Genomic DNA, 18,899 nt, shown 5'->3' with positions numbered 1-18,899 from the left:
CGCTACCGTCATGGCAGAATCGGACGGCCGGAGGGGGACACGACGGCCCGACGCGGGAGGGAGTCGCTGACGGATGGGTGCACACCGGCGGCGGTGCGACTGGTGCAACAACGGCACGCCGATCGTGCGGGACATGGACCCGGTCAATCCCGACTACCAGTACTGGTGCGAGGAATGCGCGCGGGCGCTGATCATAAAAGGCGACCCGATCGAGACGTACCGGGAGCTGGAGGGAGAGCCGATCTATGGTCGGCTGCTCGACGAGCACTGCACGCTGAAGCGGTTCTATCAGTTCGCCAGAGCCTGACGAAGCGGTAGCGGAGCAGGGCAAAACGGGCATGGCTCGGGTCGCGTGGAAACCGATTTTTGGACCAGGGCCATGACCGTGTAATGTTTGGGACGTCGCCAAGGGGAACCGGCAAGGGAAACCGAAGCGGCAAGCAGGAACAGCAGGAACAAGGGGCTATAGCTCAGTTGGTAGAGCGCCTGCATGGCATGCAGGAGGTCAGGAGTTCAATTCTCCTTAGCTCCACAGTGAAGAAGCGGGCCACCCGGATCGGGTGGCCCGCTTCTCGTCGTACCCGCAGTGCCGGTCTTCCCGTCGTGACCGCTGTACGGAACGGCCGGGCAGGTGTAGGGGCCGCTGCGGTACCCTGACGCCATGCGTGCCGTACGCCTTCTGCTTACCGAGCCGCGCTGATCAGTACCGACCCTTCGAGACGGTCGGCATCGGCGCGGCGTCCCCTCCTGTGCGAGGGGCTTTTTCGTTTGGGCAGGCAGAGACGGCAGAGACGATCGATGGAGCTTCAGAAATCATGAGCGAGACGAACACCCCGGCCCCCGAGGCGGCCGAGGGGCACCGTTACACGGCTGCCATGGCCGCCGACATCGAGGCACGCTGGCAGGACGTATGGGACGCGGAGGGCACGTACGAGGCCCCGAACCCCACCGGTGACCTGGCAGGCGACCCCGCGGTCGTCGCACGGCCCAAGAAGTTCATCATGGACATGTTCCCGTACCCCTCCGGTGCGGGACTGCACGTCGGCCACCCGCTCGGGTACATCGCCACCGACGTCTTCGCCCGCCACCAGCGGATGTCCGGCCACAACGTCCTGCACACCCTGGGCTTCGACGCCTTCGGCCTGCCGGCCGAGCAGTACGCCGTGCAGACCGGCACGCACCCGCGCGTGTCGACCGAGGCGAACATCGAGAACATGAAGGTCCAGCTGCGCCGTCTGGGCCTGGGCCACGACAAGCGCCGCTCGTTCGCGACGATCGACCCCGAGTACTACAAGTGGACGCAGTGGATCTTCCTGCAGATCTACAACTCCTTCTACGACGCCGACGCGAAGAAGGCCCGCCCCATCGCCGAGCTGGTCGCCGCCTTCGAGGACGGCACCCGTGAGGTCCCCGGCGGCCGCGCCTGGGCCGGCCTGACGGCCGGCGAGCGCGCCGACGTCCTGAACGGCTTCCGCCTGGCCTACGCCTCGGACGCGCCCGTGAACTGGTGCCCCGGGCTGGGCACCGTACTGGCCAACGAGGAGGTCACCGCCGACGGCCGGTCCGAGCGCGGCAACTTCCCGGTCTTCAAGGCCAAGCTGAGCCAGTGGAACATGCGGATCACCGCGTACGCCGACCGGCTGATCGACGACCTGGACGCGCTGGACTGGCCCGAGGCCATCAAGCTGCAGCAGCGCAACTGGATCGGCCGCAGCGAGGGCGCGCGCGTCGACTTCGCCGTCGGCGACGACGCCATCACGGTGTTCACCACGCGTCCCGACACCCTGTTCGGCGCGACCTACATGGTGCTGGCGCCCGAGCACGAGCTGGTCGAGAAGATCGTCCCGGCCGAGTGGCCCGAGGGCACGCACCAGGTGTGGACCGGCGGCTCCGCCAGCCCCCGCGAGGCCGTGGACGCGTACCGCAAGCAGGCCGCCGCGAAGTCGGACGTCGAGCGCCAGGCCGAGGCCAAGGACAAGACCGGCGTCTTCACCGGCGCGTACGCGACCAACCCGGTCAGCGGCGACCAGGTACCCGTCTTCATCGCGGACTACGTGCTGATGGGCTACGGCACCGGCGCGATCATGGCCGTACCGGCGCACGACAGCCGCGACTTCGAGTTCGCGCGCGCCTTCGAGCTGCCGGTGCGCTGCGTCGTGGAGCCTTCGGACGACCGCGACGCCGACCCGGCCGAGTGGGACGACGCGTTCTCCTCGTACGACGGCACCATCGTGAACTCGACGGGCGAGGGCATCTCCCTGGACGGCCTGGGCGTCGTCGACGCCAAGGCCGCCATCACCGACTGGCTGACCGCGCGCGGCATCGGCGAGGGCACCGTCAACTTCCGCCTGCGCGACTGGCTGTTCAGCCGCCAGCGGTACTGGGGCGAGCCCTTCCCGATCGTCTACGACGAGGACGGCGTCGCGCACCCGCTGCCCGAGTCGATGCTGCCGCTGGAGCTGCCCGAGGTCGAGGACTACTCGCCGCGCACCTTCGAGCCCGACGACGCCACCTCCAAGCCGGAGACCCCGCTGTCGCGCAACGAGGCGTGGGTCGACGTCGAACTGGACCTGGGCGACGGCCGCGGCGTGCGCAAGTACCGCCGCGAGACCAACACCATGCCCAACTGGGCCGGTTCCTGCTGGTACGAGCTGCGCTACCTGGACCCGAACAACGCCGCCGCGCTGGTCGACCCGGCGATCGAGCAGTACTGGATGGGCCCGCGCGAGGGCGCGCCGCACGGCGGCGTCGACCTGTACGTCGGCGGCGCCGAGCACGCGGTGCTGCACCTGCTGTACGCGCGCTTCTGGTCGAAGGTGCTGTTCGACCTGGGCCACGTCTCCTCGGTCGAGCCGTTCCACAAGCTCTTCAACCAGGGCATGATCCAGGCGTACGCCTACACCGACGCGCGCGGTGTGTACGTCCCGGCGGCCGAGGTCGAGGAGCGCGACGGCGGCTACTTCCACCAGGGCGAGCCGGTCAAGCGTGAGCACGGCAAGATGGGCAAGTCCCTGAAGAACGCCGTCACGCCCGACGAGATCTGCGAGGAGTACGGCGCCGACACCCTGCGCCTGTACGAGATGGCGATGGGCCCGCTGGACGTCTCCCGTCCCTGGGACACCCGCGCCGTCGTCGGCCAGTACCGGCTGCTGCAGCGCCTGTGGCGCAACATCGTCGACGAGGAGACGGGCGCCGTCACCGTCGTCGACGGGGAGCCCGACGAGGCCACCCTGCGCGCCCTGCACAAGGCCATCGACGGGGCCGGCGCGGACATGGCGGGGCTGCGGTTCAACACCGCCATCGCCAAGATCACCGAGCTGAACAACACCCTGACGAAGGCGGGCCGCCCGCTGGAGCGCTCCGTCGCCGAGCGGCTGGTCCTGCTGGTGGCGCCGCTGGCGCCGCACATCGCGGAGGAGCTGTGGCACCGGCTGGGCCACACCGACTCGGTGGTCCACCAGGACTTCCCCGTCGCGGACCCGGCGTACGTCGTGGACGAGACCGTCACGTGCGTGGTGCAGGTCAAGGGCAAGGTCAAGGCGCGGCTGGAGGTGGCGCCGGGCATCTCCGACGCGGAGCTGGAGCAGCTGGCGGTCACCGACGCGGGCGTCGTCGCCGCGCTGGGCGGCGCCGAGATCCGCAAGGTGATCGTGCGCGCGCCGAAGCTGGTGAACATCGTCATCTGAGGGGTCCCGGCTCCGGCGCCGGAGCTTCGGGGTCGAGGTTTCGGCGCCGAGTAGGGGTGATCCCGTACGGGCAGGTTGGGGGTTCGATTGGAACCCCTGGCCTGCCCGTGGCGTTTACGGTGGAGAGGACGCAGTAGGCCGAGGAAGGGAACCTCATGGAGGCGGGCGCTTTGCTCATCTTTGCCCTGTTGGTGCTGTTCGCCTTCCTGGGGCTGGGCGTGTGGGCCACGGTGAAGGTGGTCGGCGCGGCGAAGCGCGGCGTGGACCGTACGATCACGCAGGCCCGCCGGACCGTGGAGGACACCACCCTGAAGGCCAAGAGCATCGGCCAGGTCGGGGTCACGGGCGCGCTGGCGCAGCTCAGGCTGGACCTGCGCACCTCGATGCGGGCCACGCAGCAGGCGCTCTACCAAGGGGTGCAGACGGACAGCTCGCTGAGGGAGTCGATCGGGCTCTTCGAGCGGCTGAGCGCGCACGGCCACGAGCTCGACGACGAGCTGAAGCGGCTGGAGCAGGAACCCGACCGCAAGCGCATAGCGGACAGCCTCCCGGACCTGCGGGAGCGCACCGCCAAGATCACGCAGGCCGCGGACTCGCTGCGATGGGCGGCGCGGGACCGTGCCCGGCAGTTCTCGGAAGACGACCTGGACGTCCTGTCGGCGCAGATCGAGGTCGAGTCGGGCGCGCTGCGGGACTGGTCCCGGCAGTCGGTGGACGACCTGACGGCCGCCGCGGCCGCGTGGGACGCGCAGCAGGGGGCTCAGGGGGCCGTCCCGGGGGCGGCCGGGGCCGCTCCGGAGGCCGGGCAGGGACAGGCGGCGCGGGGCGGGGAGTCCCGGCCGGCCGCGCTGAATCCCGCCGCGCCGGCCGCGCGGTATCCCTGGCAGAAGGCACCGAGGCCCGAGACGACGACCTGAGGGGCGTCGGGGTGCTGGGGGCCTGGCGCGGCCGCGGGCGCGTGGGTGGCCGGTCGGGGGACTGGAGGGCCGTCGGGAGCGGCCTGGAGGCGGGCTCCGGGGCGGGTGGAGAGGTGGGCGGGGAGGCGGACGGGGAGGCCCGGGCTGCCGGATCACCCCCGCTGCCGGTAACCTCCGGCTCATGTCCCGCCATGTCGCGATCGTCACCGATTCCACGGCCTACCTGCCCCCAGCGGCGATGGCGCGGCACGGGATCACGGCCGTCCCCCTGACCGTCGTCCTGGGGGACGAGGCCCTGGAGGAAGGCACCGAGATCTCGGCGCGCAGCCTCGCCGTGGCCCTCCAGAAGCGCCGCCCCGTCACCACCTCCCGCCCGGGCCCGGAGGAGTTCGTACGGGCCTACCAGGCCGCCGTGGACGCCGGTGCGACGGGCATCGTCAGCCTGCACCTCTCCGCCGAGTTCTCCGGCACCTACGACGCCGCCGTCGTCGCGTCGAAGACCGCACCCGTCCCGGTCCGGGTCGTCGACACCGGCATGGTGGCGATGGCCCTCGGGTTCTGCGCCCTCGCCGCCGCCGAGGTGGCCGAGGCCGGCGGTTCCGTCGACGAGGCCGTGGCCGCCGCGGAGAAGCGGGCGGCGGAGATGTCGGCGTACTTCTACGTCGACACCCTCGACTACCTGCGGCGCGGCGGACGGATCGGGGCCGCGCAGGCCCTGCTCGGCTCCGCGCTGGCGGTCAAGCCGCTGCTCACGCTGGACGGCGGCCGGATCGAGATGCTGGAGAAGGTGCGCACGGCCTCCAAAGCCATCGCGCGGCTGGAGGAGCTGGCCGTCGAGCGCGCGGGCTCGCGCAGCGTCGACGTCGCCGTCCACCACCTCGCCGCCCCCGAGCGGGCCGAGAAGCTCGCGCAGCGGCTCCGCGAGCGCATCCCGGGGCTGGTCGAACTGCACGTCAGCGAGGTCGGCGCGGTGATCGGCGCGCACACCGGACCGGGCCTGCTGGCGGCGGTCGTCTCGCCGCGCTGAGGTCGGGGGCCGGCTGAGGTCGGGGGCGGTTGCGGTTGCCCGGTTTGCCCCGGGCGTCGTTGCCGGCTGTCGGTCGGCGGCCGTTGGTCGCGGGTGGGCGGCGTGGGTGGGCCGTCACCGGAAGGGGTGGCGGGGTTATCCACAATGGGCGGTCTGTCCACCGGAATTGGGGGCTCCGAGCGGTGGTCCGGGTTCGCCCCTAGCGTCGTGGCATGACTCTTCGAACGCATGATGCGCAGCGCCTCTCAGAGGCAGTCGGCCCGTCCGGCCGCGTTGGACCCCCTGGGCCTGTCGGGACCCCCGGGCCCGTTGGATCCGAGGCATCCGTCGGGTCCGATGCCGTGGGCGGGGTCGGTGGGCGCGGTGGTGGGCGTGGCGGCGGTGCCGCCAGTGGTCCCGGGCGGCCGCCGGGTTCCGAGGGACGGCTGCGGGGCGGGCGCCGACTCCGCTCCCGGGCCAGGGCCCGCCCCGACCCCGCCGTCCTGCGGCGCCGGGCCGAGGCCCTGCTGGCCGGGGGCGTCCCGCCGCCGGAGCGGGGACCGGGGCCGGGCCCGGTACCAGGGCGGGGGCCGGAGCCTGGGCCGGGACAGGAGCCGGAGCTCGGGCCGGATCCCGATACGGGGACAGGGCGGGAGCCGGGGCCGGGGCCGGAGTTTGGGTCGGGGTCGGGGCGGGAGGTGGGGCCTGAGCTGGGGGCGAGGTCGAACTCGAGGCCTGGGCCTGGGGTGGGGTCGGAGCAGAGGTCGGGGCCCGAGCAGGGGCCGGGGAAGGTCCAGGGGCAGGGGGCCGAGCTGGGGTCGAGGCGGAGGCCGGAGCCGAGGTCGGGCTCGGGGTCGGGGCTGGAGGTGGGGGCGGAGTCGGGGCCCGGGGTGGAGAGGGTGTCGGGGGGTGGGGTGGGGGGTTCGGGGGTTCGGTGGGGGGTTGTGCGGGAGCGGTTGCCGGTGTGGGTGCAGGTGCGGTGCGGGGTGGAGCCCCGGACGGTGGCTGCCGTGGCGGTGGTGCTGGTCGTGGCCGTGGGGTTCGCCGCCCAGCAGTACTGGTCGGGCCGGCCCCGGCCGGTGACGGCGCCCGCCGTGGTCGCCCCGGCCTCGGTACCGGCTCCGGCCCCCCTCCCGGGCGGCTCGGCCGCGCCGGGGGGTGCCCGGATCGTGGTGGACGTCAGCGGCAAGGTCCGGGACCCCGGCGTGCGGCGGCTGCCCAGTGGCTCGCGGGTGCAGGACGCGCTGGAGGCCGCCGGGGGAGTGCGGCCGGGTACCGACACCACCGGGCTCAACCGGGCCCGGGTGCTGGTCGACGGGGAACAGGTGCTGGTGGGGGCCACGGCGCAGCCGCCGCCCCCCGGCGGGCCGGGCGGTGCCGGTCCGGGACCGCTGAGCCTGGCCAGTGCGACCGTCGAGCAGCTGGACGGGCTGCCGGGGGTCGGCCCGGTGCTCGCCCGGCACATCGTGGAGTTCCGTACGGCCCGGGGCGGGATCCGGTCCGTGGAGGACCTCCGGCAGGTCGACGGGATCGGCGAGCGAAGGTTCGCCGAGCTGCGCGAGCTGGTGCGGCCGTGAGCGCCGCCGGGCCGCAGGAGGCCGGGCCGATGGACCTGCGGCTCGCGGTGCCGGCGGTGGCCGCCTGGGCCGCGGCCGCCCTCGCCCTCGGGGCGCCGGGCGCGTGGACCGCCGTCGGGGCCGGGCTCGCGGTGGCCGTGGCGGGGGTGCTGCTGCCGGCCGGCCGGCGTCGGCCGCAGGCGCTGCGGCAGGCCGGCACGGCAGTGGCCGCCGCCCTGCTGTGCGCGGCCGCCGCGGCGGGAGTGGCCGGGCTGGAGCGGGCCGAGGCGCGGGCGGGGCCCGTGGCCGTACTCGCCGGGGAACACGCCCGCGTACGTGCCGAGCTCACCGTCGGCTCCGACCCCCGGGTCAGCCGGGGCGGGAGCGGGCCGCCGGTGGTGGTCCTGGACGCGGTGGTGACCGGGGTGAGCGGCCCCGACGGGACGCGGACCCGGGTGGGGACGCCCGTGCGGGTGCTGGCCGGGCATCCCGGATGGGCCGAGCTGCAGCCCTCGACGCGGGTCGAGGTGGTGGCCCGGCTGGCACCGGCCGAGGCGGGGGAGCGGGCCGTCGCGCTGCTCCGTCCGGCGGGGGACACCCCGCCCACGGTGACGGGCGGCCCGGACACCGCGCAGCGCCTCGCCGGGAGGCTGCGCGCCGGGCTGCGGGCGGCCACCGAAGGGCTCCCGCCGGACGCCAGGGCGCTGCTGCCGGGGCTGGTGGTCGGGGACACCTCCCGGGTCCCGGCCGACCTGCGCGAGGCGTTCAGGGCCACCGACCTGCTGCACCTGCTGGCCGTCTCGGGCTCCAACCTGACGGTGGTGCTGTACCTGCTCATCGGGCCCCCGTCCCGCGCGCAGCACGTCGAGCGGGGCGGGCTCGCGCCCCGGCTGGGGCTGTCGCTGCGGGCCACCGCCCTGTGCGGGGCGGCGCTCACGCTGGCCTTCGTCGTGGTGTGCCGGCCCGAGCCGAGCGTGCTGAGGGCCGCCGCCTGCGGGGCGGTCACCCTGCTCGCGCTCGCGACCGGCCGGGTAAGGTCCCTCGTCCCGGCGCTGGCCGGGGCCGTGCTGCTGCTGGTCCTCTACGACCCGTGGCTGGCCCGCAGCTACGGGTTCCTGCTCTCGGTACTGGCCACCGGGGCCCTGCTCACCCTCGGACCCCGCTGGAGCGCGGCACTGCAGGCGCGCGGGACGAGGCCGCGCCTCGCGGACGCGCTGGGGGCGGCCGCCGCCGCGCAGGCGGTGTGCGCGCCGGTGGTGGCGGTGCTCTCCGCCCGGGTGAGCCTCGTAGCGGTGCCGTGCAACCTGCTGGCGGAGCTCGCGGCGGGCCCGGCCACCGTGCTGGGCTTCGCGGCGCTCGCCGCGGCCCCGCTGTGCATGCCCGTCGCGGAGGCGCTCGCCTGGTGCGCGGGGGTACCGGCGGGGTGGATCGCCGCCGTGGCGCGGGCCGGGGCGCGACTGCCGGGGGCGGAGCTGCCCTGGCCCGGCGGGCTCACGGGCGGGCTGCTGCTGGGCGCGGTCACGGTGGCCGTCGTACTGCTCGGGGCCCGGTTCGGCCGACGGCGCGGGGTCTGCGCCGCCCTCGCGCTGTTGCTGCTGATCGCCGTGCTGCGGCCGCCGCAGCTGACCCGCACGCTCACCGGCTGGCCGCCGCCCGACTGGAGCTACGTCCAGTGCGACGTCGGGCAGGGCGACGCCGGCGTCATCGCCGTCGGGCTGGGGACGGCGATCGTGGTGGACACCGGGCCTGAGCCCGGGCCGGTCGACGCCTGCCTGCGCGCCCTGGGCGTCAGCCGGGTCCCGCTGCTCCTGCTGACGCACTTTCACGCAGACCACGTCGGAGGGCTCTCCGGGGTGCTGCGGGGCCGGTCCGTGGCTGTGATTCAGACCACCACGCTGGAGGAGCCGTCCGCGCAGGCGAAGGCGGTCCGCCGCAGCGCGGCGGCCGCCCGGGTGCCCGTCGTGCCGGCGGCCCCGGGCGAGCGGCGGCGGGCCGGGCAGCTGGAGTGGGAGGTGCTGTGGCCGTCGGCCGTGGGCCCCGTGCCGGAGGGGCCCAACGACGCGAGCGTCGCCCTGCTGGTGCGCACCTCCGGGCTGACGCTCCTGCTGCTGGGGGATCTCGAACCGCCCGCGCAGCAAGCCCTGCTGAGAGAGCATCCGGAGCTGGGACCCGTCGATGTGCTGAAGGTCGCCCACCACGGCTCGGCGCACCAGGACCCCGGCCTCCAGGACCGGATCCGGCCCAGGATCGCCCTCGTCCCCGTAGGGGCCGGCAACCGCTACGGGCACCCCGCGCCGAGCACGCTCGCACGGCTCAGGGAGCGGGGGACGGCCGTACTGCGCACCGACACGGACGGTTCCGTGGCCATCGTGGGCAGTGGTCCGCGGACCCGTGCCTTTCCGGCCGGACGGCGCCGGAAACGGCGCGGGCATACCGGGCGCGACCCTTCTGTTTGCCCACAACCCGACAGCATGATCGAATGCGTCTTCGCCAGAACGGTCCAAGTCCACACAGCACGGGGGTGCATCAGCCATGTTCGGTCGCCGACGGGGGATGGAGACGGCCGGGAGTGCCAGCTCACACACATCCGCGACTCTGACGTTGCCGCCTACGGCACGGCTGTTGAGTTGTCGGGTGCTCGACACGGTCCATCAGCCGGTCCGCCAGGCCAAGTTCGAGGTGACCGACCCGATCGGCAGGCGGGTCGTCAGCGGGGAGACGGACCCGTACGGGGGCTTCACCGCCGCCATGCCGGAAGGGGAGTACCGGCTCACCGTCACCGCCGAGGGCTACGCGCCGTTCCACGGGGCGACGCTCGTCGGGGACCCGGCGCAGCCCGGCACCGCGGAGATCATCCTGGACGCGGTGGAGCCGCCGCTGCTGCCGCAGCCCGGGCACTGGGAGCTCGACCCGACGCACTCGTCGATCGCGTTCACGGCCCGGCACATCGGCTTCGCCCGGATCCACGGCCGGTTCACGACCTTCGCCGGAGCGGTGCGGATCGCGGAACGCATGGAGGACTCCTCCATGCACGTCATCATCGACGCGGCGAGCATCGACACGGGACTGCGGATGCGGGACGACCACCTGCGCTCCGCGGACTTCCTCGATGCGGCCAGGCATCCGACCGTGGAGTTCTACAGCGAGCGCTTCATCCACCGCAGCGGCAGCCGCTGGGCGGTCGCGGGCGCCCTCACCCTCCACGGCGTCAGCCGTTCCGTCACCCTGGACACCCAGTACCTGGGCAACGGAACGGGCCTGGAGGGCGAACCCAGGGCGGCCTGCCGGGCCACGGCCGAACTGCACCGCGAGGACTTCGCCCTGAACTGGCAGTCGATGCTGGCCCAGGGCATCGCGGCGATCGGGTCGAACGTGGAAGTGGCACTCGACGTGCAGATCGTCCACAAGGCCTAGGAGGGCGGGGGCGAGGGCGGCAGGGACCGTTACGGGGCCTCCAGCCAGCCTTCGTACTCGGCGGCGAGGTCGTCCAGCGACGTGGTGTCGAGCCGTTCCCGCGGGTCCTCGACGACCACCAGCCACTGGGCGTCCTCGGCGTCGTCCTCACCGGCGAGGGCGTCGCGGACCAGTTGGGGCTCCTCCGGGAGGCCGAAGCGGTCGAGGAGCTCCTGGGCCACTTCCTCGGCGGCGTCGCGGTCGGGCAGGACCAGTACATGTCGCACGTTCACCCGACCATTCTCCGGTACCGGGCGCGGGGGACTGTCGGTGCGGCGTGGGATGCTGGAGGCGATGGCCGCCAAGAAGACTTCCACCGACGATCCGCTCGCCCCGATCACCCTCGCGGTGGGGCAGGAGGACCTCCTCCTCGACCGCGTAGTGCGGGAAGTGGTGACGGCCGCCCGCGCGGCCGACACCGACACCGACGTGCGGGACCTCACCTCCGACCAGCTGCAGCCCGGCACGCTGGCCGAGCTGACGAGCCCCTCGCTGTTCTCCGAGCGCAAGGTCCTGATCGTGCGCAACGCCCAGGACCTGGGCGCGGACACCGTCAAGGAGGTCAAGGCCTACCTCGCGGCACCGTACGAGGAGATCACCCTGGTCCTCCTGCACGCGGGCGGGGTCAAGGGCAAGGGCGTACTGGACGCGGCACGCAAGGCGGGTGCCCGGGAGGTCGCCTGCCCGAAGATGACGAAGGCCGCCGACCGGCTGTCGTTCGTGCGGGGCGAGTTCCGGACGCTGGGGCGTTCGGCCACCCCCGAGGCCTGCCAGAACCTGGTCGACGCGATCGGCAGCGACCTGCGGGAGCTGGCCAGCGCCGCCGCGCAGCTGTGCGCGGACGTCGAGGGCACCATCGACGAGGCCGTGGTGGGCCGTTACTACACCGGCCGGGCCGAAGCCTCCAGCTTCACCGTCGCCGACCGGGCCGTGGAAGGCCGGGCCGCCGAGGCCCTCGAAGCCCTCCGCTGGTCCCTGTCCACCGGAGTGGCCCCGGTCCTCATCACCAGCGCCCTCGCGCAGGCGGTCCGGGCCATCGGCAAGCTGGCCTCCGCCCCGCGCGGGGCCCGCCCCGGTGATCTGGCGCGGGACCTCGGGATGCCGCCGTGGAAGATCGACCGGGTCCGGCAGCAGATGCGGGGCTGGTCCGCGGATGCCGTCTCCGACGCGCTGCGTGCGGTGGCCGCCGCCGACGCGGGCGTCAAGGGCGGGGGCGACGACCCCGAATACGCCTTGGAGAAGGCCGTCGTGGCGGTGGCCAGAGCCGCCAGGCCCAGCCGGAGGTAGGCAGCCCAAACCGGCTGCACGCTGGAACCCGCCCAACCCGCGCGGGAACCCCGCCCAAGAGCCCCGCTCGCAGCTCGCACGGGGCTCCTGAGCCGAAGGGGCGCGCCGTGCTCTCAGCCCGTGCGCGCGGAGGAAACCGCGAGGAACGAGCGGTTTTCGAGCACGGACGGGCTGAGAGCACGGCATCCAGCGCCCCGGAGGCGAAGGAGCCCCCAAAAGATCAGTGCGCCATGGCGCGGGCCGCGGTGGGGTCCGGGCGGCCCTGCGGGAGCAGGAAGGCGGCGGCTGCGGCCAGGGCCAGGGCGGGCAGGGCCAGGGTGGGGAACGCCGCCGAGGTGAGGGCGGCCACGCCGAGGGCGGCGCCGAGTTCGTGCGCGGTGCCGATCAGGCCGGAGGCGAGCCCGCTGTGCTCCGGCGGGACCTCGGCCATGGCGGCCGTCGTCGCGCAGACGAAGGCCGCGCCGAGTCCGAAGGCCAGCACCGCGAAGCCGGGTACCAGGCCCGTCCAGAGCCCGCCGGTCCAGGCGAGGGCGGCGCCGGCGGCAGCCAGGGCGAAGGCCGCCACGCCGGTCGGGCGCCAGCCGAAGCGGGCGACCGCGACCGAGCCCAGGTGTGCGCCCGCGGTGACCGCCACCGCGACGGGCAGGAACGCCAGCCCGGTGACGAGCGGGCTCCGCCCCAGGGTGTGCTGGATGTGCAGGGAGCTCAGGTAGAAGCCCGCGACCAGCAGGCCCGCCGCCCCCAGCATCACCGCGCTGCCGCCCAGCAGGGCGCGGCGGCCGGGCAGGGCGGGCGGCAGCAGGGGGTTGCCGGTGCGGCGTTCCAGCACCGCCAGGGCGGCGACGGCCGCCAGCGCTCCGGCCGTCCAGAGCCAGGAACCTTCCGAGAGGCCCTGGACCAGCCCGGCGGAGGCGAGGGTCAGCAGGACCGCCCCCGCCACGTTCAGGGGCTGCCGCCGGGCGGGGCGGTCAGGGGGCGTGCGCAGCGACCGGCCCAGCAGCAGGGGGACGGCGATCAGTGCCAGCAGCCCGGCCGGGAGGTTCACGTAGAAGATCCAACGCCAGCCGGGGCCGTCGGTCAGGATCCCGCCGAGCAGCACCCCGACAGCCGCGCCGGCGCCGCCGACCGCTGCCCAGACGCCCAGCGCGCGGTGTCGGGCGGGGCCCTGGAACAGCGCCATGACCAGGGCCATCGCCGCCGGGGAGAGCAGCGCCGCCCCCACGCCCTGGGCCGCGCGCGCCACGATCAGGGTGGTGCCGTCGGCGGCGAGCCCCGAGGCCACCGAGGCCGCGGTGAACACGGTCAGCCCGGTCAGGAACATCCGGGACGCCCCGAACCGGTCGGCCAGTCGCCCGCCGGCCAGCAGCAGGCTCCCGAAGAACAGGGCGTACGCGGTGACCACCAAGGCCGGGCCCGACGGGGACAGGTCCAGGTCGGAGGCGATGGCGGGCAGCGCCACGTTCACCACGGTCACATCGGCGATGAGCATGAACTGGGCCAGGCAGAGGAGGACGAGCAGCCGCCAGCGGTGCGGGTGCTGCGTACCGTCCGGCGGCGCGGGGTGCGCGGGGTGCCCGGAGTGCGCGGGGTGCCCGGAGTGCGACGGGTGCCCGGGATGCGGGGACTTCGGGGAGTGCGGGGCGTGCGGGGGCATGGCGAAGCCGCTCCTAAAGTTAACAGTGGTGTCAGGGATTGAGTATGCGGGCCTCCCCTTGAAATGTGAACAGAACTGTTAAGTTTGGCTCCATGGTCACCGCCGCCCACCGCCCCCGCCGCGCCGACGCGGAGCGCAACAGCGCCGCCATCGTCGACGCCGGCCTGGACTGCTTCCTCGCCGACCCGCAGGCGAGCATGGCCGCCATCGCGCGCGCCGCCGGAGTCAGTCGGGTCACGCTCTACTCCCACTTCCCGACCCGCGAGGCACTCCTCGACGCCGCCCTCGACCGGGCCGTCACGGAGGCCGCCGCCGCCCTGGAGGGCGAACGGGACCTCGCGCACCTCGTCCGCACCTCCTGGCGGCTCCTCGACCGGCACTCCGCCGTCTTCGCCGCCGCCTCGGCCGCCCTGCCGCCCGAGGCCCTGCGCGAGCGCCACGACCGGGTCCTGGCTCCCCTGCGGAGCCTCGTCGTACGAGGTCAGGAGGCGGGGGAGGTGCGCGGCGACCTGTCCGTCGACTGGCTCGTGACCGTCGTCTACAGCCTCGTCCACGCGGCCGCCGCCGAGGTTCAGGCGGGCCGGCTGGACCCCGAGCGGGCCCCCGACGTCCTCACCCCGACGGTCCTGGGGGCACTGGCCGCCCCGCCCGCCACCGGCTGACGGCCGCGCCCCGGGCATGACGAAGGCCCCGTCCGCCACCCTGGGGAAGGGTGGTGGCCGGGGCCTTCGACTACTGCTGGTGTGCGCCGCACCCGCGTGGCGAACGCAGGCCGCGTGCGGCGCGAGGTGCCGGTGAAGGAGCGGGAGAGAGGGCCCGCTGGGTCCCTACCGGCGTTTCACATCAGGGGCTCAGCCCTGCAGGGAGCCAACCTTGGCAGCCAGCGCCGACTTCTTGTTGGCGGCGGCGTTCTTGTGGATGACACCCTTCGAGACAGCCTTGTCGAGCGCACGCGCGGCGGCGCGGGAAGCCACGGTGGCCTTCTCGACGTCACCGGCGAGGACGGCCTCGCGGGCCTTGCGGATCGCGGTCTTGAGCGACGACTTGACGGCCTTGTTGCGCAGGCGCGCCTTCTCGTTGGTCTTGTTCCGCTTGATCTGGGACTTGATGTTCGCCACGAAAGAGCCTTTTCAGGTTCAGAGTTTGATCTTCGGATTGTGTCCCGACAGCTGAGAGGGCATACGAGACACAGCTGCCCAGGCTACCAGGCGCGCTCCGACCGGCCCAAACCGAGCGCACTGCCCCGTCCATGGGACCATGGGAGTCTGCGTGTAGATCCGAAGGATCCGACCAGGACCGACCGACCGACGCTTCCGACTGCGACCGAGAACCAGGACACTGCGTGCCCGCGATCCCCAGCCACGTGCCCGAGCCGAGCCGTACCGACCCGGCGCTGATCCGCAACTTCTGCATCATCGCGCACATCGACCACGGCAAGTCGACCCTCGCCGACCGGATGCTCCAGCTCACCGGTGTCGTCGACCAGCGGCAGATGCGCGCCCAGTACCTCGACCGCATGGACATCGAGCGTGAGCGCGGCATCACGATCAAGTCGCAGGCGGTCCGCCTGCCCTGGGCCCCCACGGAGGGCGAGGGCCAGGGCAGCACGCACATCCTGAACATGATCGACACCCCCGGTCACGTCGACTTCACCTACGAGGTCTCGCGCTCCCTCGCCGCGTGCGAGGGCACGGTCCTCCTGGTGGACGCTGCCCAGGGCATCGAGGCCCAGACCCTCGCCAACCTGTACCTGGCGATGGAGAAGGACCTCGCGATCGTCCCGGTCCTGAACAAGATCGACCTGCCGGCCGCCCAGCCGGAGAAGTTCGCCGAGGAGCTCGCGAACCTGGTCGGCTGCCAGCCCGAGGACGTCCTGCGCGTCTCGGCGAAGACCGGTCTCGGCGTGGACGCGCTGCTCGACAAGATCGTCGCCACGGTCCCGGCCCCGGTCGGCCCCAAGGACTCCCCGGCCCGCGCGATGATCTTCGACTCGGTCTACGACTCGTACCGCGGCGTGGTCACCTACGTCCGTGTCGTCGACGGCCAGCTCAACAAGCGCGAGCGCATCCGGATGATGTCCACCGGCGCCACCCACGAGCTGCTGGAGATCGGCGTCTCCTCCCCGGAGATGACCCCCTCCGACGGCCTCGGCGTCGGCGAGGTGGGCTACATCATCACCGGCGTGAAGGACGTCCGTCAGTCCAAGGTCGGTGACACCATCACCAGCCTGAACAACGGCGCGACCGAGGCCCTCGGCGGCTACAAGGACCCGCGTCCGATGGTCTTCTCGGGCCTCTACCCGCTCGACGGCTCGGACTACCCCGACCTGCGCGAGGCCCTGGACAAGCTCCAGCTCAACGACGCCGCGCTGGTCTACGAGCCCGAGACCTCGGCGGCGCTCGGCTTCGGCTTCCGCGTCGGCTTCCTCGGCCTGCTCCACCTGGACGTGGTGCGCGAGCGCCTGGAGCGCGAGTTCGGCCTCGACCTGATCGCCACCGCGCCGAACGTGGTCTACCGCGTCGTCCTGGAGGACGGCAAGGAGGTCACCGTCACCAACCCGAGCGAGTTCCCCGAGGGCAAGATCAGGGACGTGTTCGAGCCGGTCGTACGGGCCACCCTGCTCGCGCCCTCCGAGTTCATCGGCGCGATCATGGAGCTCTGCCAGCAGCGCCGCGGCACGCTCCTCGGGATGGACTACCTCTCCGAGGACCGCGTCGAGATCCGCTACACGCTCCCTCTCGCGGAGATCGTGTTCGACTTCTTCGACCAGCTGAAGTCCAAGACGCGCGGCTACGCCTCCCTGGACTACGAACCCACCGGCGAGCAGGCCTCCGGCCTGGTCAAGGTCGACATCCTGCTGCACGGCGACAAGGTCGACGCCTTCTCGGCCGTCACCCACAAGGACGCGGCGTACGCCTACGGCGTGCGCCTGGTCGCCAAGCTGCGCGAGCTCATCCCGCGGCAGGCCTTCGAGATCCCGATCCAGGCGGCCGTCGGCTCGCGCGTCATCGCCCGCGAGACCATCCGCGCCATCCGCAAGGACGTCCTCGCCAAGTGCTACGGCGGTGACATCTCCCGTAAGCGGAAGCTGCTGGAGAAGCAGAAGGAAGGCAAGAAGCGGATGAAGATGGTCGGCTCCGTGGAGGTCCCGCAGGAGGCCTTCATCGCCGTCCTCTCCAGCGACGAGTCCGGCGCCAAGAAGAAGTAGCGGCGAGGGGCCGCACCGCTGCCCCAAGTCGCGCGAAAGGGCCCACATGCTGACGCATGGGGGCCCTTTTCGTTATGAAGCGGCCGCTCGGGGGCCCTTACGCGCCGGGCGGACGGCCTCTAGTCTGATCACTGCTCGATGGTTACTCGCCAGTTTAAAAACCCGCCAGTCTGATAAACCCGCCAGTGCCAAGCGCCCCACGCACCACGCCCCGTCGTGGACCGGTCCGGAGGATGTCGTGAGCGACACACAGACCTTGATCGAGAACCGCCCGCCCACCGTGGCGGCCCTCTTCCTTGACCGCGTCGCCGCCACGCCGAACGCGGAGGCCTACCGCTTCCCCGTGCCCGCGGCCGGCCCGGAAGGCGGCCCCGACGACTGGAAGTCGCTCAGCTGGGGGCAGGCGGCCGATCGGGTCTTCGCCATCGCCGCCGGACTGATCACCCTCGGGCTGCGGCCGGAGGAACGGGTCGCGCTCGCCTCCAACACCCGGGTCGAGTGGATCCTCTCGGACCTCGGCGTGATGTGCGCGGGCGGTGCGGTCACCACGATCTACCCCAGCACCAACGCCGAGGAGTCGGCGTTCATCCTCGCCGACTCCGAGAGCCGGGTGCTCATCGCCGAGGACGGCAAGCAGCTGGCGAAGGCCCGCGAGCGCCGCGCCGACCTGCCGAACCTGGCCCACGTGGTGGTCCTGGAGGCGGCCGACGCGATCGCGGCCGACGGGGACGCCGAGGACTGGGTGCTCTCCCTCGCCGACCTGGAGGCGCGCGGCAAGGAGTACCTCGCCAAGCACCCCGAGGCCGTCAAGGAGCGGATCGCGGCCATCACCGCCGACCAGCTCGCCACCCTCATCTACACCTCCGGCACCACCGGCCGCCCCAAGGGCGTCCGGCTGCCGCACGACAACTGGTCGTACATGGCCAAGGCCACCGTGGCCACCGGCATGATCCACTCGGACGACGTCCAGTACCTGTGGCTGCCGCTCGCCCACGTCTTCGGCAAGGTGCTGACCTCCGGCCAGATCGAGGTCGGGCACGTCACCGCCGTCGACGGCCGGATCGACAAGATCATCGAGAACCTGCCGGTCGTCCAGCCCACCTACATGGCGGCCGTCCCGCGCATCTTCGAGAAGGTCTACAACGGCGTCGCCGCCAAGGCCAGGGCCGGCGGCGGGGCCAAGTACAAGATCTTCCAGTGGTCCGTCGGCGTCGCCCGCGAGTACGCCAAGGTCACCCAGGACAACTTCCGCCGCACCGGCCGGGCCACCGCCCCCTTCGGCCTCACCACCAAGCACAAGATCGCGGACGCGCTCGTCTACTCCAAGCTCCGCGAGGCCTTCGGCGGCCGGCTGCGCGCCGCCGTCTCCGGCGCCTCCGCCCTGGCCCCCGAGATCGGCTACTTCTTCTCCGGCGCCGGCATCCACATCCTGGAGGGCTACGGCCTGACGGAGTCCAGCGCGGCCTCCTTCGTCAACCCCGGCGAGGCCTACCGCACCGGCACCGTCGGCAAGCCGCTCCCCGGCACCGAGGTCCGCATCGCCGACGACGGCGAGGTCCTGCTGCGCGGCCCCGGCATCATGCAGGGCTACCACCAGCAGCCGGAGAAGACCGCCGAGGTCCTGGAGTCCGACGGCTGGCTGCACACCGGCGACATCGGCGAACTCTCGCCCGACGGCTACCTGCGGATCACCGACCGCAAGAAGGACCTGATCAAGACCTCGAACGGCAAGTACGTCGCGCCGGCCGAGATCGAGGGCCAGTTCAAGGCGATCTGCCCGTACGTGTCGACGATCGTCGTGCACGGCGCCGACCGGAACTTCTGCTCGGCCCTGGTCGCCCTCGACGAGCCGTCGATCCTGGTCTGGGCCGCCGAGAACGGCCTGGAGGGCAAGACGTACGCCCAGGTCCTGGCCGCGCCGGAGACCAGCCGCCTGATCGAGACCTACGTCCAGACCCTCAACGAGGGCCTCCAGCGCTGGCAGACGGTCAAGAAGTTCCGCCTCCTGCCCCGCGACCTGGACGTGGAGCACGGCGACCTCACGCCCAGCCTCAAGCTGAAGCGCCCGGTCGTCGAGCGCGAGTTCAAGTACCTCATCGACGAGATGTACGCGGGCTCCCGCGAGGCCTGAC

General features: G+C 72.9%; 13 protein-coding genes, 1 tRNA gene and 1 pseudogene. 12 read left to right on the top strand and 3 right to left on the bottom strand.

Going from position 1 to position 18,899, the window contains the following annotated elements:
- The first annotated feature begins 73 nt into the window (after positions 1-73).
- The 8 genes and pseudogenes from OOK31_RS30455 (at position 74) to OOK31_RS30420 (ending at position 10,579) form a co-directional block, all read left to right on the top strand.
- The gene (locus OOK31_RS30455) at positions 74-307 is read left to right on the top strand and encodes a hypothetical protein (protein WP_008738908.1); all 234 of its coding nucleotides are present in this window, start codon (positions 74-76) and stop codon (positions 305-307) included.
- A 152-nt stretch (positions 308-459) separates the two neighbouring features.
- Positions 460-532, top strand: a tRNA-Ala gene (locus tag OOK31_RS30450).
- Between the two features lie 283 nt (positions 533-815).
- Positions 816-3,686 carry a leucine--tRNA ligase gene (gene leuS, locus OOK31_RS30445; protein WP_267090598.1) on the top strand — a complete coding sequence of 957 codons (2,871 nt, stop codon included), beginning with the start codon at positions 816-818 and terminating at the stop codon, positions 3,684-3,686.
- A gap of 155 nt (positions 3,687-3,841) precedes the next feature.
- The gene (locus OOK31_RS30440; protein ID WP_267090597.1) at positions 3,842-4,603 is read left to right on the top strand and encodes a hypothetical protein; all 762 of its coding nucleotides are present in this window, start codon (positions 3,842-3,844) and stop codon (positions 4,601-4,603) included.
- A 181-nt stretch (positions 4,604-4,784) separates the two neighbouring features.
- Entirely contained in the window at positions 4,785-5,630 is an 846-nt protein-coding gene (locus tag OOK31_RS30435) for a DegV family protein (protein WP_267090596.1), read from the top strand.
- A gap of 980 nt (positions 5,631-6,610) precedes the next feature.
- Positions 6,611-7,186 carry a ComEA family DNA-binding protein gene (locus tag OOK31_RS39465; RefSeq protein WP_323188271.1) on the top strand — a complete coding sequence of 192 codons (576 nt, stop codon included), beginning with the start codon at positions 6,611-6,613 and terminating at the stop codon, positions 7,184-7,186.
- Positions 7,187-7,215: 29 nt separating this feature from the next.
- Positions 7,216-9,546, top strand: a pseudogene (locus OOK31_RS30425) (ComEC/Rec2 family competence protein); the annotation flags it as partial.
- 172 nt (positions 9,547-9,718) lie between these two features.
- The gene (locus OOK31_RS30420; protein ID WP_267090864.1) at positions 9,719-10,579 is read left to right on the top strand and encodes a YceI family protein; all 861 of its coding nucleotides are present in this window, start codon (positions 9,719-9,721) and stop codon (positions 10,577-10,579) included.
- A gap of 29 nt (positions 10,580-10,608) precedes the next feature.
- Here the strand turns inward: OOK31_RS30420 and OOK31_RS30415 are convergent, their stop codons facing one another.
- Positions 10,609-10,851 (bottom strand): hypothetical protein, encoded by a 243-nt coding sequence (locus tag OOK31_RS30415; RefSeq protein ID WP_267090594.1) that lies wholly within the window; start codon positions 10,849-10,851, stop codon positions 10,609-10,611.
- Positions 10,852-10,912: 61 nt separating this feature from the next.
- Here OOK31_RS30415 and holA point away from each other — a divergent pair, with 61 nt between their 5' ends.
- Positions 10,913-11,905 (top strand): DNA polymerase III subunit delta, encoded by a 993-nt coding sequence (gene holA, locus OOK31_RS30410; protein ID WP_267090593.1) that lies wholly within the window; start codon positions 10,913-10,915, stop codon positions 11,903-11,905.
- A 220-nt stretch (positions 11,906-12,125) separates the two neighbouring features.
- Here the strand turns inward: holA and OOK31_RS30405 are convergent, their stop codons facing one another.
- Positions 12,126-13,559, bottom strand: coding sequence for an MFS transporter (locus OOK31_RS30405; RefSeq protein ID WP_267090592.1), 1,434 nt, complete (start codon positions 13,557-13,559; stop codon positions 12,126-12,128).
- A gap of 92 nt (positions 13,560-13,651) precedes the next feature.
- Between OOK31_RS30405 and OOK31_RS30400 the strand changes: the two genes are divergently transcribed.
- Positions 13,652-14,221, top strand: a complete 570-nt coding sequence (locus tag OOK31_RS30400) for a TetR/AcrR family transcriptional regulator (RefSeq protein ID WP_267090591.1) — start codon at positions 13,652-13,654, stop codon at positions 14,219-14,221.
- Between the two features lie 189 nt (positions 14,222-14,410).
- Here the strand turns inward: OOK31_RS30400 and rpsT are convergent, their stop codons facing one another.
- Entirely contained in the window at positions 14,411-14,677 is a 267-nt protein-coding gene (gene rpsT / locus OOK31_RS30395) for a 30S ribosomal protein S20 (RefSeq protein ID WP_267090590.1), read from the bottom strand.
- Positions 14,678-14,901: 224 nt separating this feature from the next.
- On the opposite strand from rpsT, the gene lepA reads away from it, so the two are divergent.
- A complete protein-coding gene (gene lepA, locus OOK31_RS30390; RefSeq protein WP_267090589.1) occupies positions 14,902-16,767 on the top strand; it encodes a translation elongation factor 4 in 1,866 nt (621 codons plus the stop codon).
- Positions 16,768-17,005: 238 nt separating this feature from the next.
- Positions 17,006-18,898 carry a long-chain fatty acid--CoA ligase gene (locus OOK31_RS30385; RefSeq protein WP_267090588.1) on the top strand — a complete coding sequence of 631 codons (1,893 nt, stop codon included), beginning with the start codon at positions 17,006-17,008 and terminating at the stop codon, positions 18,896-18,898.
- The last annotated feature ends 1 nt before the right edge of the window (position 18,899 follow it).

Source organism: Streptomyces sp. NBC_00249, assembly GCF_026342355.1.
Taxonomy (GTDB): Bacteria; Actinomycetota; Actinomycetes; order Streptomycetales; family Streptomycetaceae; genus Streptomyces.
This window is presented reverse-complemented; position numbering and strand designations above follow the sequence as displayed.